Origin of the sequence: Bradyrhizobium sp. SUTN9-2 (assembly GCF_003122645.1) — a bacterium.
Classification (GTDB): Bacteria; Pseudomonadota; Alphaproteobacteria; order Rhizobiales; family Xanthobacteraceae; genus Bradyrhizobium; species Bradyrhizobium yuanmingense.
Map to the genome: position 1 here is coordinate 4,193,666 of NZ_LAXE01000001.1, position 14,757 is coordinate 4,208,422.

Consider the following 14,757-nt stretch of genomic DNA (forward strand, 5'->3'; position numbering starts at 1 on the left):
TCTATGCGTCGGGCAGGCGTCCATCCGGCGTGTATTTGTCGATTGCGGAAGGAAGCTCGCGGCTTAGCCGTGAGACGATCTCCTCCTGGGAAAGCCCGGTCTGCTGCGCGAGCTTTTCCAGGACATCGCTGCCGATGGCCTGCTTCAGCTCCGGCGGGGAGATCTCCTTGTTGGGGCCCGGCTTCACCCATGAATCGGCGATCTCGCCCTGCCCATTCTGGTTGAATCTCTCCAGGAGCTCGCCAATCCCGCCGTTGAGCAGGCCCCCGATCCCGCCCGCGCCAAGCATACCGCCGAGACCGCCGAGCACGCCTCCGAGCGGTTGCTGGCCGCCCGAGGACGAGCCGGCGCCGGCGCCTTTCAGCAGCTCCGCCAGCTTGTCGCGGTTCTGATATCCGGCGATGGCCAGCATCGCCAGCAGGGCAGTCATGGAAGGCATTCCGCGGCTCATCGCTAGCTCCTTTTAGTAGGTCAGAAACCCAAAACCGTCTCAGCCTGCTTGGGTTCCTCAATCGACCAATCGGAGCTCGCGACCAAGCGTCCCAGCTTGGCCGCCACCAAAGCACTGGGTGGCAGACAACGTACATTGTGGCTACGATCCGATGAAAAGAATGGCCGGATCGGCTCGAGCTTGCCAGCATCGGGAGTAGCGATCCGGCCCAGACATGGGATGGGATCGCAATGACCGGGGACCGGGCAGGGGACTATCGGATTTTGCACGAGGCGGACTTGCGGGACTATCTCGCGGGCTTGCCTGATATCGCCGCGCTCCTTGGCGGCGAGGCGTCCTCCTGGGCGATCACCGAGGTGGGCGACGGCAACCTCAACCTCGTCTTCATCGTCAAGGGCGCGCGCGGCGGCATCGCCGTGAAGCAGGCGCTGCCTTACGTCCGCCTCGTCGGCGAGAGCTGGCCCCTGCCGCTGTCGCGCGCCCATTACGAATATCTGGCGCTGTCGCGCCAGGCCCAGCTCGCGCCCGGCCTGGTGCCGGCCGTGCTGCATCACAACGAGGCGCTGGCGCTGACGGTGATGGAGCTGCTCGAGCCCCACATCATCATGCGAAAGGGCCTGGTCGCGGCAACGCGCTATCCGCGTTTCGTCGACGATATCACCACCTTCATGGCGCAGACGCTGTTCTTCACCTCAGACCTCGCGCTATCGGCGGCCGAGAAGAAGGAGGCCATCGCGGCCTTTGCCGGCAACCACGCCCTGTGCAAGATCACCGAGGACCTGATCTTCACCGATCCCTACCGCATCGCCGAGCAGAACCGCTGGACCGCGCCCTATCTGGACGGCCTTGCCGCGAACCTGCGCGAGGACTTGGAGCTGCATGTCGCGGTCTCCCGGCTGAAGCTGAAATTCATGGCGAGCCCGGAAGCGCTGATCCATGGCGACCTCCACACCGGCTCGATCATGGTCACGGACGGCCAGACCCGGGTGATCGACCCGGAATTCGCATTCTACGGTCCCATGGGCTTCGACGTCGGTGCCGTGCTGGCCAATCTCCTGATGGCCTATTTCGCTTCCGCCGGCCACGAGCGCGCGCGGGGCGAACGGGCGGCATTCGAGGCCTGGGTGCTGGAGACGGTTGAGCAGGTCTGGACCGAGTTTGCCCGAAAGTTCCTCGATCTCTGGCGGGCGGGAGGCACCGGCGATGCCTATCCGGTCTCGCTTTTCGCCGGCGAACAGGGTGCCGCGCGGTTGGAAGCCGAGCGACAAAGCTACATGCAACGCCTGTTCGCCGACACTGTCGGCTTCGCAGCCGCAAAAATCATCCGCCGCATCTTCGGCCTCGCCCACAACATCGATTTCGAACTGATCGAGGACCCGCGCACGCGGGCGGTCAGCGAAGCCCGTGCCGTGCGGCTGGCGAGGGCGATGATGGTGGAGACGGCGTCGTTCCGGACCATCGCGGATGTGACGAATGCCGCGCGAAAACTGCGGGACTGGATGCCGGAATTGTCGGGCTGAACCGGCCTCATGAGGAGCCCGCCCACGCTCCGTGATTGCGAGATGAGAGATCGTCCCCGGAACGTTAGTAAAGCCGCATCGGCAGCAGGACGCCGTCCGCGCCGGCCAGCAAACCCCAGGTCTCGTTGGCCGCGACCTCGAACTCCCGGCTCGCTGCCGCTCCGCCGTCCACCTTGAGGGTGACCTTGTACCTGCCGGGCGGCAGATCGAGCTTCTGGCTGACCGGCAATTCGCCTGCGGCACCGTCAGAGTTCGCCAGTTCTTCGCCGGCGTGCGCCGCCAGATTGACGGCCTGGTCGGCGACGGTGATCACCGCCGCTTCATCCGTCTTGTTGCCGAGCATCAGCCTCACTTGCCCGGGCTTCGGCAGGAGGCCGACGGTCGCCGAGGCGAGCTTGCGCCTCGACAGATCGGCAATTGTCTTGTCGTCCTGACGTGAGAGCCGGAGCAGGACCGGTCCCTCTCTCGTCAGGAACGTGATCACGGCCCGGTCCGGCTCTTCGACGGCACCTTCTTTCTCCGTCCAGCCACGCTTGCCGAGTGCGTCGCGATAGAAGCCGAGCACAGAAGCGAAATCGCGCGGCGTCTCGGCGTAGATCGACTGGATCTGCGGCGAATCCTTCGCCGTCGTGAGGGCCCAGCCTTCGGGCAGCGGCAGGCCGGTATGCTCGGAGAGCTTGGCTTCGAAACGCGCTCCCGCACCGCGTGCCATCATCCCGACGGGGATGCTGAGCAGTCGATCGACGAAATTGTCCAGAGTGTCACGGCTCCGGACCGCCCACCAGGTCTGGTCGACATTGTCGTTCAAGCGGGAGGTGCTACTCCAGCCGAACTGGATAGTGTCTGTCGCGCTCTCGCCACCGAGGCTGGCCGCGACCGGGCGCGCCAGCACGGCCGTCGCGGCGACCAGACCGGTGGCGAGCAGGGCACCTAGCGTTCGGCGTTTCATTTTTGCGCCATCCCTTGGGGCTCAGATAATGATTCTGAGCTTGGTCGCGTCGATCACGAAAAATGTTCACCGATCCCGGTGGCCCCATGACGCACCGCGTCAATGCCCCCGCGGACTGCCTCAGGAACCGGCATCATTTGCCGTCAAAACGAAGCTTGCTTTCGGCAGGCGACGAATGATCAAATCACTTATCGGAATACGCCTGCGTCGGGGGGACACATGATGTTCAAGACCATCGCGATCGTTGCCGGTTTGGGACTGGCGCTCGCCGCCACAGCGGAGGCGCAGACTCCGCGCAAGGGCGGAACCATCCGCATGACGGCGCCCTACGGCTCGAGCTTCACCAGCCTCGACATTCACACCACGCAGCGCGCCCAGGACGAGATCTACGCCAAGGCCCTGCACCGTTCGCTCTACATCTGGAATTCGGCGGAAGGAAAGCCAGTGCTGGAGCTCGCCAAGGAGGGCGTGGTCTCGGGCGGAGGCCTCGTTCACACCTTCAAGCTGCGCGACGACGCCTATTTCCACAGCGGCCGCAAGATGACCGCCGACGACATCATCTGGTCCTACAACCGCATCATGGACGGCAGCAAAGCCTATCCCGGCGCGCGTTACGTCCGCGTGATCGAGGGCGCGGCAGCAGTGGAGAAGGGCCAGGCCAAGGAGATCTCCGGCCTGAAGAAGATCGACGACTTTACCATCGAGATGAAGCTGACCGAGAAGGTTGATCCCGGCTTCTACTTCTTCACCGCGCTGACCTCGATCTATCCCGCCGACGAGGCCGCCAAGGAAAGCTTCATCCAGAAGCCGATCGGTCTCGGTCCGTTCAAGTTCGTGGAGCACGTGCCGGGATCGCGCATCGTCCTGGAGCGCTGGGACCGGTTCTACAAGCCCGGCAAGCCCTATGCCGACAAGATCGTGGTGTCGGTCATGGGGGAGGCCGCGGCGCGCGACGTCGCCTTCCGCAACAAGGAGATCGACACCTCGGTGCTGGGACCTGCGCAGTACGTCGCCTACCAATCCGACGCCGACCTCAAGGGCACCATCGTCGAGGTCGCCGAGGTGTTCACGCGCTACATGGGCATGAATCCCGCGGTCAAGCCGTTCTCCGACAAGCGCGTGAGGCAGGCGATCAATTACGCCATCGATACCGATTTGATCATCAACAAGCTGGTCAAGGGCAAGGCCTACCGCGCCACCAGCTGGCTGCCGCTGACCTCGCCGGCCTACGACAAGGCGATGAAGCCTTACCCCTTCGATCCCGCCAAGGCCAAGCAATTGCTCACCGAGGCCGGCTACGCATCCGGCTTCGAGTTCGAATGGACCACCAGCCAGAATGAAAGCTGGGGTCTGCCGATCGTCTCGGCCGTCATTCCGATGCTGGACAAGGTCGGCATCAAGGCCAAGGTCAAGCAGGTCGAGACCGCGGTGCTGGCCGAGGTGGTTCGCACCGGCGACTATCAGGCCTTCATCTATTCCCAGGCGAGCGGCCCCGATCCTCAGGCCGCGCTCAAATGCTTCCATTCGGCGACGCCGCAGGCGGCCTGTAACTACACGACCTACAAAAATCCCGACTTCGACAAGATCCTCGATGAAGCCGGACAGGCCGACGATCCCACAAAGCGCATCCAGTTGCTGCAGAAGGCCAATGCGCTGCTCTACGAGGAGGCGCCGGTCTGGTTCTTCAACTACAACAAGGCGGTCATGGCGGTGCAGCCCTGGTTGAAGGGAATTCAGCTCAACGCGACCGAGCTGACCCACCAGAACGTCGAGGACCTCTGGGTCGACGAGACCTCGCCCGCGAAGTGACACGCGCGCTCCCGCCTAGCGCGACGGGCGAGGGAGGGAGCGGGGAAAAGTTGAGATGCTCGCGTTCCTGATCCGCCGCGTCCTGCAGACCATCCCGACCGTGCTCGCCGTGGTGCTGCTGGTGTTCGTGCTGTTCAGCGTCGTTCCCGGCAGCATCGTCTCAAGCATGAGCGACGACAGTGATCCGCAGGTCGAGCTGCGCATGAAGAAGCAGCTCGGCCTCGATCAGCCCGTCTATATGCGTTTCGGCACCTACATCGCCGGGCTCGCGACCGGCGATTTCGGAACATCGTTCCGGACCCGTGAGCCTGTCACGACCATGATCGCCAAGCGGGCATGGCCGACGCTGCAGCTGATCTTCGCATCCATGGCGTTTGCGGTACTGCTCGGCGTGCCGCTCGGCTTCGTCGCGGCCTTGCGGCCGGGCAGTCTCGTCGACACCGTCTCGATGATGCTGGCAGTGTCCGGCCTGTCATTGGCCAAGTTCTGGCTCGGGCTGCTCTTGATGTACCTGTTCGCGCTCAAGCTCGGCTGGCTGCCGAGTTTCGGCTACGGTGACGGCAGCCTCAAATACCTGATCCTGCCCGCCGTGACGCTCGGCGTCTCGCCGATGGCGCTGCTGGCGCGGACGACGCGCGCTGCGGTGCTCGAGATCATGACCGCGGATTTCGTCCGCACTGCGCGCTCGAAGGGCATGAGCGAGACCAGGGTCGTCAAGTGGCACGTGATGCGCAACGCGCTCGTCCTCATCCTCACGACCATGGGCCTGCAGTTCGGCGCGCTGATGGGGCAGGCGGTCGTGGTCGAGAAACTGTTCTCCTGGCCGGGCATCGGCTCGCTGCTGGTCGACAGCGTGCTCCAGCGCGACATTCCCGCCGTCCAGGGCTCCATCCTCGTCGTGGTGATGTTCTTTCTCGCGATCAATCTGTTGATCGACATGCTCTACGGCGTGATCGATCCCAGGATCAGATACGCATGAAGCTCCGCGCCAATCTCGTCATCGGGGGAGCGTTGTTCGCGTTGGCGATTGTCGTCGGCCTGCTCGCGCCATGGCTGGCGCACACCGATCCCGTCATGGACGCCAACCTCATGAATGCGGAGGAGCCGCCGAGCTGGACCTGGTGGTTCGGCACCGACGCGCAGGGCCGCGACATCTATTCCCGTGTCCTCTACGGCGCGCGCGTCTCGCTGACGGTCGGCATCGTCTCCCAGCTCATCAACAGCGTCATCGGCGTGGCGCTCGGCCTCAGCGCCGGCTATTTCGGCGGCTGGTGGGACGATGTCGTCAATGCCCTGACCAATCTCATGCTCGCGATCCCCTCGCTGATCTTCGCGCTCGCCATCATGGCGGTGCTCGGTCCCGGCCTGACCAGCCTCTTGATCGCGCTCGGATTGACCAATTGGTCGTTCACCTGCCGCCTCGCACGGGCCTCGGCGCTGTCGCTCCGGAGCCAGGGCTATGTGCAGGCGGCAACCGTGCTCGGCTACGGTGACGTGCGCATCATGATCACGCAGCTCCTGCCGAACATGCTGGGACCGATCGTCGTCATCGGCACGCTGGGCATGGGCAGCGCGGTCCTGTCCGAAGCCGCATTGTCGTTCCTCGGCCTCGGCGTCCGCCCGCCCTTTCCGAGCTGGGGCAGCATGCTGTCGGAAGCGCGCGAGCAGATCACGACGGCGCCGTGGCTTTCGATTTTCCCGGGCCTTGCCATCTTCCTCACCGTGCTCGGCCTCAATCTGCTCGGCGATGGCCTGCGCGACATCCTCGATCCGCAATCGCGGAGCCGGCGCACATGACAGGCAGCCCGCTGCTCGAGGTCGAGGATCTCCGCATCGATCTCGATGACGGATTAAGGCGCGTTGCTGCGGCCGAAGGCGTTTCATTCCGCATCGATGGCGGCGAGACGTTCGGCCTCGTCGGCGAGTCCGGTTGCGGCAAGAGCATCACGGCGCTCGCTTTGATCGGCCTGCTGCGGCCACCCTTGTCGATCGGCGGCGGCGTCATCCGGTTCCAGGGCCAGGAGATCCAGCACCTGTCCGCTGCGAGGCAACGGCAACTGCGCGGCAATCGCATCGCCATGATCTTCCAGGAGCCGATGACGGCGCTGAACCCGGTCTCGCCGGTGGGGCGGCAGATCGCCGAGATGTTCGTGCTGCACAAGGGCAAGAGCTGGCGGGAGGCCAACCAGCTGGCTGTCGAGGCGCTCGCGAGCGTCCGCGTCCCCGCGCCGGAGCGGCGCGTGAAGGACTATCCGCACCAGCTGTCGGGCGGGATGCGCCAGCGCGTGATGATCGCGATTGCGCTGGCCTGCGGTCCGGACCTCTTGATCGCCGACGAGCCGACCACCGCGCTCGACGTCACCGTGCAGGCGGAGATCATCGAGCTGATGCGCAATCTGTGCGCCGAGCGCGGAACGGCGATCCTGATGATCAGCCACGATCTCGGCCTCGTTGCCAATGTCTGCCGCCGCGTCGCCGTCATGTATGCCGGACGCATCGTCGAGGAGCGCGGCTCGGCCGACATCTTCCGAGCGCCCTCACATCCCTATACGCAGGGCCTCGTCGACTCGCTGCCGCGGCTCGGCAGCCGTGCTGCACTCGGCCGCAGCAGGCTGAAGGAGATCGCGGGCGTCGTGCCGGCGATCACGCGCTTCCCCGATGGCTGCCGGTTCAATCCGCGTTGCGCGCAGGCGACGGATATTTGCCGAACCACCGCGCCTCAGACGGAAGGACTGGAGGCGGGCGGTTTCGTCCGGTGTCACCACCATGCATGAGCCAAAGGGGAGAGCGGATGACGATGTGATCCTCAGCGTGGAGGATCTCGCCGTTCATTTTCCGCTTGGAGGCGGCCTGCTGGGCCGCGGCCGTCGGCTGCTCCGCGCCGTCGACGGCGTCGACCTCAAGCTGAAGCGCGGCGAATGCCTCGGCCTCGTCGGCGAATCCGGCTCCGGCAAGTCGACGGTCGCATTGTCCATTCTGGGCCTGCTGACGCCGACGCGCGGCCGCATCGTGCTGGACGGGCAGGTCGTCACGAACCGGCAATCCGGAGACCGGAAAGCGCTCGCCCGCATCGTGCAGATCGTGTTCCAGGATCCCTACGCCTCGCTCAATCCGCGCCAGACCGTTCGCCGCACGCTTGAAGATCCGCTGCGCGTGCACGGCGTGACCGCGAAAAGCGAGATCGAGGACCGCCTCGCGACGATGCTCAGGCACGTCGGCCTGCGTCCCGAGCAGGCCGACCGCTACCCGCATGAATTCTCCGGCGGCCAGCGCCAGCGCATAGGGATCGCCCGCGCCCTGATCCTCAACCCGAAGATCGTCATCTGCGACGAGCCCGTCTCGGCGCTCGACGTCTCGATCCGCGCCCAGATCATCAATCTGCTGCTGGAGCTGAAGGAGACGCTCGGCCTGTCCTACATCATGATCAGCCATGACCTCGGCGTTGTCGAGCACATGAGCGACCGCGTCGCGGTGATGTATCTCGGCCGCATCGTCGAGAACGGCAACTGGCGCGAGATCTTCGAGCGCCCCGCGCACCCCTATACGCAGGCTCTGATCGCGGCCATCCCCGATCCTCTGCGCCATGCGCCGCTGGCGACGACGGGCGGCGACCTGCCCAATCCGCTCAACCCGCCGAACGGCTGCGCCTTCAGCCCGCGATGTCGTTACGCCGAGGCGGTGTGCCGGAGCGAGCCGGGACCGGCGCTGGGGACGCGGGCGGATGGGCATGCGGTGCGGTGCTGGCGGAGTGAGGAGATTGCGGGGCGGATGGCGTTAGTCTCGACCGAGGGCTGATGCGCCGAAGGCGCGTCTGGGCACACGCAAGGTAGCCAATCCGATCATAACAGACCAGAATGGTGGACCTAATCGGATGATGGACGAGACCGTGATGGATTCGCCGCAAGCAGGACCCTTTGCACCGTTCGAATGGATGCTCGCTGCACGCTATCTACGCGCCCGTCGCAAAGAGGGGTTTGTCTCAGTCATCGCGGGGTTTTCCTTTCTCGGAATCTTGCTCGGGGTCGCCACGCTGATCATCGTCATGGCGGTGATGAACGGCTTTCGCACCGAACTTTTGGGCAAGATCCTCGGGTTCAACGGGCATATTGTGGCGCAGCCGCTGGAGACCCCTTTGACCGACTGGAAGGATGTCACCGAGCGCATCGGTCAGGCGCAGGGCGTTCGGTTGGCGGTACCGGTCGTTGACGGCCCGGCACTGGCATCGTCGTCAAACGCTTCCGGCGTTTTGGTGCGCGGCATTCGGGCGGCGGATCTCGTTCAGCTTCCCTCGATAGCCAATGACATCAAGGAGGGCTCACTTGAACATTTTGACGAGAGCCAGGGCGTCGCCATCGGCCAGGGTCTTGCCGATCAACTCTCGGTCCGTGCCGGCGAAAGTATCACGCTCGTTGCGCAACGCGGCGCAGTCACGCCTATGGGTATGATGCCGCGCGTCAAGAAATATCGAGTCGCGGCTGTCTTCGAGATCGGGATGTCCGAATACGACGCGGGCGTCATCTTCATGCCGCTCGCAGAAGCGCAGGCCTTTTTCAACCGCAATCAGGACGTGACCGCGATCGAGGTTTTCACGGCCAATCCCGATCGGATCGACCTGTTTCGCAAGTCGGTAGCGGAAGCGGCTGGTCGACCAATCTTCCTCGTTGACTGGCGACAGCGAAATACGACGTTCTTCAACGCGCTCGAGGTCCAACGAAATGTGATGTTCCTCATCCTCAGCCTGATCGTCTTAGTGGCCGCGCTGAACATCGTGTCCGGTCTGATCATGCTGGTGACGGACAAGGGCAGCGACATCGCGATCCTCAGGACCATGGGCGCCTCACGGGGTGCGATCATGCGGACGTTCATGATCACTGGCGCTTCGATCGGCGTGGCCGGGACGCTGATCGGCTTCGGCGTCGGGCTTCTCGTCTGCAGGAATATCGAAGCGGTCCGGCAATTGATGTCCTGGCTGACGCGTACCGAGTTGTTCCCGCCAAAGCTCTATTTTCTGTCAAAACTGCCGGCGGAGATCGATCCCTTGGAATCCGCAGCTGTCGTGACCATGGCGCTGACCCTGTCATTCCTCGCAACGCTCTATCCGTCGTGGCGAGCTGCGCGGCTCGACCCCGTCGAGGCTCTGCGACAGCGGGGTTAGTGCAGAGGCTATATGGTGGGCGTGTTGTGGGGTGGATACGTCGCCTTCTGGTCCAACTCTGACCTCGGTGAGGCCGGCTTCGGTGCGGGGGGCACTTTGAAGCCGATGCCAATCGGGAACAGGGAAAGCTTGAAGAGGAATTAGCGGAGCTTGGCTAATGAGTGTCGGCACAAAACTTGGTTGGGCCTTCTTCGGGCTACTTGTGGTCTTGCTGTTCGGCTACGGGTTGACGCGCGGGATATTCGTGGGGTCGATGACAGAATACCAACCGAGCATGGGTGGTTTCTACACCTACAATTGCCGCTATCTTTATCCGGACGGCGTGAGGCTGAGGTTCGGGGGCGGGACGGGCAAGAGTCCGGACGAAGCTATTGACAGCTCCAGCGGCGCCTGTCCTCTCCTTGAACATTGAGCGATGCGCACGATACATTTTGCGACGACCTCATCAAAGCGACCCAATGCGTCGTCGAGCGACAGCCTGACGTATGCTCCGAACACAGGTTCATGGGCGAGAGACCGGATTGTCCCAAGCTGCCGCTATAACCTTCAGCCCCGTCAGCTCCCGACGCCGCCGACCAGACGCGGGCGGCGATTTGCGAGCGGCTTGGCCGCGGGCAGGGCGCGCAGCCACGCGCGAAAACTGACGATCTCCGGACAATCCGCCGTGCCTTCCGGCGCAACCAGCCAATCACCTGCGCCTGATCCCTCATCGATCCGTTCGCAGCGATAGCCCGGATGGTGGCTTACGCCGCGGGCGATCAGGAGATCCACCTTGCCCTCGACGAGCTCGTGCAGGCCGGCGGGCTGCAGCACGCGCAAACCGATCTGTGCATGTGCGCTGCGAAACTCCGCAAGTTCGAGGCGGCGCAGGTCGTAGCTGCCGTGGACGCCCAATTGCAGCAGCACCGCGCCTGCCGGCTTCAACTGCGAGGTCGCCTCGGCTAAGTGGCGGAAGCCTTCGGATATCCCGGGCAGATAGGCCCGGCCGGCCTCGGTGAGGATGAGCTGCTTGTGCAGCCGCTCGAACAGCTGCACGCCGAGGCGCGCCTCCAGCGCTTTCACCTGCTGTCCCACGGCCGCGGGCGTAACGTGCAGCTCGTGCGCGGCCAGCTTGAAGCTGAGATGGCGCGCGGCGGCCTCGAAGGCGCGGAGCGCGTTGAGCGGGGGCAGGGCGTAGGTCATCGCAGCGCACTTTGACACCGATAAGCTGCGGCCTTGCAATAGATTTTCTTGCGCTGAACCGCAGCAATGATGCTTTGCGCAGCAGGGAGGCCGCCGGCTACGGTTGGCCCGCAAATCCGGAGAATCGCCATGTCACCAGCTCACATCGTCAGCCACAATCCCGCGACGGTTCACCCGCCCGTCGGCGGCTACTGCATGGGCCTGGAGCTGAAGCAGCATCGCCGCCTGCTGTTCATCAGCGGCCAGGTGCCTCAAAATTCCGACGGCTCCGTGCCTGACGGCTTCGAGGCGCAATGCGAGCAGGCTTGGCGCAACGTCAGGGAAGTGCTCGCCGCGGCGGGCCTTGGCATTGAGCACCTGGTCAAGGTCACCACGTTCCTGACCGATCGCAGCCAAGTCGTCGCCAACCGCGCCATTCGCCGCGCGGTGCTCGGGGAGCACCAGCCGGCATTGACGGTCGTGGTGGTCGAGACCGTCGACAGCAAATGGCTGTTGGAGATAGAGGCGATCGCCGCGGAATGAGGCGGCGTCGTCGATATGCAATGAGCCAATCATATCAGGTGTCCAATGGCTGAGATTCATCCGTTCTACCAAACGCATCGCCACGCGATGGAGGCCGCCATGCGCGAGCGGATAGACCTTGCCGAAGCGATGCTCCGCGAGCGAACGCATCTCTCCGACGTCGACGCAATCAGGCAGGAGGTGATGGACGAATTTCAGATCGTCCTCACCCAGATGCCCTATGTCGGCGGCGCGGCAAGCCGCATGAGCGATTTCTTCATGCGTCTGACCGGCTTCATGGCCATCAGCCGGGTGCTGCGGCGCCACGGCGTTCCGGTGCCGGTGATCGGCGAGATCGAGCGGGAAACCTACAAGGCCCAGCTGCTGAGGGCGCCAGAAGCCGAGCGTCTCGCGGCTGGGCGCCAGTTCATGTCACGGGAGAACCAGGCCTTGATGCGCGAACAGGCGGCAAGAAGCGTTACACAAGCTCACCAAGCGGAGTTTCCGGAAGATTTCGTCTACGATTTCGTCGAGCCGGGCCCGCAGGACACTTTCGAATTCGGCATCGACTACAAGGCCTGCGGCTTCTGCAAGCTTGCGGCCTGCCATGGCGACAAGGAAATCCTGCCGAACATCTGCGGCCTCGACTTCGTCGCCTATGCTGCGCGAGGCATCCGCCTGGAACGGACCCAGACGCTGGCGGGCGGCGCAACCCACTGCAATTTCCGCTTCTCGCGATTGCCATCGAATGCCAAGACCGGGAGTTAGACCGCACCCGCGATATAGCTGATCCCGAATCCACGTCGTCATTGCGAGCGCAGCGAAGCAATCCAGAAATGCATCCGCGGAGAGAGTCCTGGATTGCTTCGCTGCGCTCGCAATGACGGGGACGCACCCGATGACGGGGGACGCACCGGCCTTTCAAAGCCGGCTGCCGATGATGCCACTATACCCCTGTTTTGCCCGACGGAGCAAATCGACTTCGCCAAATCCGCAATTTAACGACACCCGCCGGCAAGTCGTTGATTCCGCTAGCCCGGGCTACTGTGCATGGGGTTGTTTTCGCACTTTTGTTTTGCGGCCGACTACTCCGCCGCTTTCTCCCTCAAGCGCTGCGCATAGACGTTGATGACCAGCGCCGCCAGGAGGATCAGGCCGCGGATCAGGATCTTCAGGAAGCTGTCGATGTTGACGTGGTCGAGGCCGTTGTTGAGCACGCCGAGCACGAACAGCCCGACGATGGTGTTGCCGATGCCGCCGCGGCCGCCGAACAGGCTGGTGCCGCCGACCACGACGGCGGCGATGGAATCGAGCAGGTAGGTGTCGAACTCGTTCTGCTGCGCACTGCCGAAATGGGCGACGCCGAGCATGCCGCCGAGGCCCGAGCACACCGCCGAGATCACCATGACCGCACCGAGGATCAGCTTGACGTTGAGGCCCGAATACTCGGCCGCCTCGCGATTGCCGCCGACCATGTAGACGTAGCGGCCGAAGCGCGTATAGGTCAGCACGAGATGGCCGGCGAGCAGCATGATGGCGGCGACGATGACGATCCAGGGGATGCCGCCGATCGAGCCCGAGCCGAGCGTCGTGATCAGGCTCGGCACCTTGTAGGCGATCTGGCCGCGCACCAGGAGCGCGGAGATGCCGGCGGCGATCTGCATCATCGCCAGCGTCATGATGAAGGAGGGGATGCCGATCACGGTCAGCCCCAGCGCGTTGACGAGGCCGAGCAGGGCGCAGAGCAGGAGCGACAGGATGATCGCGACCGCGCCGGGCAGGGGAATGTTGGCGATATTGACGTAGGATTCCTGCAGCGTGAAGTAGGCGACCGCAATGCCCGTGACGTTGGCGATGCTGGCGACCGACAGGTCGATTTCGGCGCAGAGGATCACGAAGGTGAGGCCGACGGCGATGATGCCCGTCACCGACACCTGCGTCAGGATGTTGCCGAGATTGTCGAGCGTCGCGAAGGAGGGGCTGGCGAAGGCGAAGAAGGCGGTGAGGAAGATCAGCGTCAGGAACGGGGCGATGTTGCGCATCTGCGAGCGCAGGAAGGGCGCAAGGCCCCGTGCCCGTTGTCCTGTCGCCAAAGCCGTCTCGCTGCTCATGTGCTTCTCCGTCACGCCGCTTCCAGCAGGCGGTCCTTGCTGACCGGCTCGTTCTTGAATTCCCGCACCAAGGCGCCGCGCTTGAGCACGAGGATGCGATCGGCCAGCGACAGCACCGTTTCCGGCTCCGTCGACAGCACGATGATCGCGAGCCCCCTTGTCCTGAGGTCGCGGACGATGTTGATGACGTCGTTCTTGGCGCCGACATCCATGCCGCGGGTCGGCTCGCACAGCACCAGCAGCTTGGGCGGATAGGTCAGCCATTTCGCGAGCGCGACCTTTTGCTGGTTGCCGCCCGAGAGCATGCCGAGATCGAGGCCGACCACGGGCGGCCTGATCTGCAGCTGCTCGACCTGGCGCTTGGCGATGTCGCGCTCCTGCGCCGGCTTGAGCAGCAGCGAGGAGATGCGGTCGAGAATGCTGATCGAGATGTTCTTGTAGACCGGCTCCTGGTGGAACAGCATGTCGCGCCGGCTCTCCGGCACCAGCGCCACGCCGGCGCGCCGCGCCGCCGCCGTGCTGGCGAAAGTTTTCGGCACGCCTTCGACTGCAAGCGTGCCGCCGTCCGGCTTCAGCTTGCCGAACAGGATGCGCGACAGCTCCTGCTGGCCGCAGCCCATGAAGCCGTAGATGCCGAGCACCTCACCGGCCCGCGCCTCGAACGAGACGTCCTGGAGGCTGCGGGACAGCGACAGCTGATCGACCCTAAGAATCACCTTGCTGTCGCTCGGCTGGGGCAGCATCAGATCGTCGGTGTAGCTATGCTCGAGCGCCTCGCCGCCGCGGCCGATCATGGCCTCGATCAGCGCGCCTTTGCTGGTCGCGGCGCTCGCCGTCTCCGCAACCTTGCGGCCGTTGCGGAACACGGTCACCGTGTCGGACACCAGCAGGATGTCCTCGATGAAATGCGAGATGAAGACGATCGCAGTACCTTGCTCGCGCAGCCGCCGGAGCGTTGTGAACAGGCGCTCGACCTCGGGCGGGGAGAGGGCGGAGGTCGGCTCGTCCAGGATGACGATGCGCGCGCCGGAGAACAGCACGCGAGCGATCTCGATCAGCTGCTGCAGCCCGATCGGAAG

General features: G+C 64.2%; 15 protein-coding genes. 10 read left to right on the forward strand and 5 right to left on the reverse strand.

What is annotated here, in order from left to right; translation table 11 throughout:
* Position 1: 1 nt before the first annotated feature.
* A complete protein-coding gene (locus XF30_RS19520) occupies positions 2 to 451 on the reverse strand; it encodes a YidB family protein (RefSeq protein ID WP_109143585.1) in 450 nt (149 codons plus the stop codon).
* 230 nt (positions 452 to 681) lie between these two features.
* Here XF30_RS19520 and mtnK point away from each other — a divergent pair, with 230 nt between their 5' ends.
* Positions 682 to 1,971, forward strand: coding sequence for an S-methyl-5-thioribose kinase (mtnK, locus tag XF30_RS19525; RefSeq protein ID WP_109143586.1), 1,290 nt, complete (start codon positions 682 to 684; stop codon positions 1,969 to 1,971).
* Positions 1,972 to 2,035: 64 nt separating this feature from the next.
* On the opposite strand, the gene XF30_RS19530 is transcribed toward mtnK, so the two are convergent.
* The gene (locus tag XF30_RS19530; protein ID WP_109143587.1) at positions 2,036 to 2,920 is read right to left on the reverse strand and encodes a hypothetical protein; all 885 of its coding nucleotides are present in this window, start codon (positions 2,918 to 2,920) and stop codon (positions 2,036 to 2,038) included.
* Positions 2,921 to 3,139: 219 nt separating this feature from the next.
* Between XF30_RS19530 and XF30_RS19535 the strand changes: the two genes are divergently transcribed.
* The 7 genes from XF30_RS19535 (at position 3,140) to XF30_RS19565 (ending at position 10,296) form a co-directional block, all read left to right on the forward strand.
* Positions 3,140 to 4,729 (forward strand): ABC transporter substrate-binding protein, encoded by a 1,590-nt coding sequence (locus XF30_RS19535; protein ID WP_109143588.1) that lies wholly within the window; start codon positions 3,140 to 3,142, stop codon positions 4,727 to 4,729.
* A 55-nt stretch (positions 4,730 to 4,784) separates the two neighbouring features.
* Positions 4,785 to 5,708, forward strand: coding sequence for an ABC transporter permease (locus XF30_RS19540; protein ID WP_109143589.1), 924 nt, complete (start codon positions 4,785 to 4,787; stop codon positions 5,706 to 5,708).
* Positions 5,705 to 6,526, forward strand: a complete 822-nt coding sequence (locus XF30_RS19545) for an ABC transporter permease (protein WP_036025317.1) — start codon at positions 5,705 to 5,707, stop codon at positions 6,524 to 6,526. The genes XF30_RS19540 and XF30_RS19545 overlap by 4 nt, the downstream gene beginning before the upstream one ends.
* On the forward strand, positions 6,523 to 7,503 hold the full coding sequence (locus XF30_RS19550; protein ID WP_109143590.1) for an ABC transporter ATP-binding protein: 981 nt from the start codon (positions 6,523 to 6,525) through the stop codon (positions 7,501 to 7,503). Before XF30_RS19545 ends, XF30_RS19550 begins: the two co-directional genes overlap by 4 nt.
* Positions 7,496 to 8,524 carry an ABC transporter ATP-binding protein gene (locus XF30_RS19555; RefSeq protein WP_109143591.1) on the forward strand — a complete coding sequence of 343 codons (1,029 nt, stop codon included), beginning with the start codon at positions 7,496 to 7,498 and terminating at the stop codon, positions 8,522 to 8,524. Before XF30_RS19550 ends, XF30_RS19555 begins: the two co-directional genes overlap by 8 nt.
* 79 nt (positions 8,525 to 8,603) lie before the next feature.
* The gene (locus XF30_RS19560) at positions 8,604 to 9,884 is read left to right on the forward strand and encodes a lipoprotein-releasing ABC transporter permease subunit (RefSeq protein WP_109145778.1); all 1,281 of its coding nucleotides are present in this window, start codon (positions 8,604 to 8,606) and stop codon (positions 9,882 to 9,884) included.
* Between the two features lie 157 nt (positions 9,885 to 10,041).
* Positions 10,042 to 10,296, forward strand: coding sequence for a hypothetical protein (locus tag XF30_RS19565; RefSeq protein WP_109143592.1), 255 nt, complete (start codon positions 10,042 to 10,044; stop codon positions 10,294 to 10,296).
* A 143-nt stretch (positions 10,297 to 10,439) separates the two neighbouring features.
* Here the strand turns inward: XF30_RS19565 and XF30_RS19570 are convergent, their stop codons facing one another.
* A complete protein-coding gene (locus XF30_RS19570) occupies positions 10,440 to 11,066 on the reverse strand; it encodes a LysR family transcriptional regulator (RefSeq protein ID WP_109143593.1) in 627 nt (208 codons plus the stop codon).
* A gap of 129 nt (positions 11,067 to 11,195) precedes the next feature.
* On the opposite strand from XF30_RS19570, the gene XF30_RS19575 reads away from it, so the two are divergent.
* The gene (locus XF30_RS19575; protein ID WP_109143594.1) at positions 11,196 to 11,588 is read left to right on the forward strand and encodes a RidA family protein; all 393 of its coding nucleotides are present in this window, start codon (positions 11,196 to 11,198) and stop codon (positions 11,586 to 11,588) included.
* Between the two features lie 45 nt (positions 11,589 to 11,633).
* Positions 11,634 to 12,335, forward strand: coding sequence for an L-2-amino-thiazoline-4-carboxylic acid hydrolase (locus tag XF30_RS19580; RefSeq protein ID WP_109143595.1), 702 nt, complete (start codon positions 11,634 to 11,636; stop codon positions 12,333 to 12,335).
* A gap of 317 nt (positions 12,336 to 12,652) precedes the next feature.
* On the opposite strand, the gene XF30_RS19585 is transcribed toward XF30_RS19580, so the two are convergent.
* Together XF30_RS19585 and XF30_RS19590 are read right to left on the reverse strand one after the other, a co-directional pair.
* Positions 12,653 to 13,678 (reverse strand): ABC transporter permease, encoded by a 1,026-nt coding sequence (locus XF30_RS19585; protein ID WP_109145779.1) that lies wholly within the window; start codon positions 13,676 to 13,678, stop codon positions 12,653 to 12,655.
* A gap of 11 nt (positions 13,679 to 13,689) precedes the next feature.
* On the reverse strand, positions 13,690 to 14,757 hold a 1,068-nt coding region (locus XF30_RS19590; RefSeq protein ID WP_109143596.1), incomplete at its 5' end, for an ATP-binding cassette domain-containing protein.

Coding starts and splice junctions, on each gene's coding strand:
- XF30_RS19550 (WP_109143590.1), top strand. CDS start 6,523: ATGACAGGCAGCCCGCTGCTCGAGGTCGAGGATCTCCGCATCGATCTC.
- XF30_RS19565 (WP_109143592.1), top strand. CDS start 10,042: ATGAGTGTCGGCACAAAACTTGGTTGGGCCTTCTTCGGGCTACTTGTG.
- XF30_RS19575 (WP_109143594.1), top strand. CDS start 11,196: ATGTCACCAGCTCACATCGTCAGCCACAATCCCGCGACGGTTCACCCG.
- XF30_RS19585 (WP_109145779.1), bottom strand. CDS start 13,678: ATGAGCAGCGAGACGGCTTTGGCGACAGGACAACGGGCACGGGGCCTT.
- XF30_RS19560 (WP_109145778.1), top strand. CDS start 8,604: ATGGACGAGACCGTGATGGATTCGCCGCAAGCAGGACCCTTTGCACCG.
- XF30_RS19530 (WP_109143587.1), bottom strand. CDS start 2,920: ATGAAACGCCGAACGCTAGGTGCCCTGCTCGCCACCGGTCTGGTCGCC.
- XF30_RS19570 (WP_109143593.1), bottom strand. CDS start 11,066: ATGACCTACGCCCTGCCCCCGCTCAACGCGCTCCGCGCCTTCGAGGCC.
- XF30_RS19535 (WP_109143588.1), top strand. CDS start 3,140: ATGATGTTCAAGACCATCGCGATCGTTGCCGGTTTGGGACTGGCGCTC.
- XF30_RS19580 (WP_109143595.1), top strand. CDS start 11,634: ATGGCTGAGATTCATCCGTTCTACCAAACGCATCGCCACGCGATGGAG.
- XF30_RS19520 (WP_109143585.1), bottom strand. CDS start 451: ATGAGCCGCGGAATGCCTTCCATGACTGCCCTGCTGGCGATGCTGGCC.
- XF30_RS19540 (WP_109143589.1), top strand. CDS start 4,785: ATGCTCGCGTTCCTGATCCGCCGCGTCCTGCAGACCATCCCGACCGTG.
- XF30_RS19555 (WP_109143591.1), top strand. CDS start 7,496: ATGCATGAGCCAAAGGGGAGAGCGGATGACGATGTGATCCTCAGCGTG.
- XF30_RS19545 (WP_036025317.1), top strand. CDS start 5,705: ATGAAGCTCCGCGCCAATCTCGTCATCGGGGGAGCGTTGTTCGCGTTG.
- mtnK (WP_109143586.1), top strand. CDS start 682: ATGACCGGGGACCGGGCAGGGGACTATCGGATTTTGCACGAGGCGGAC.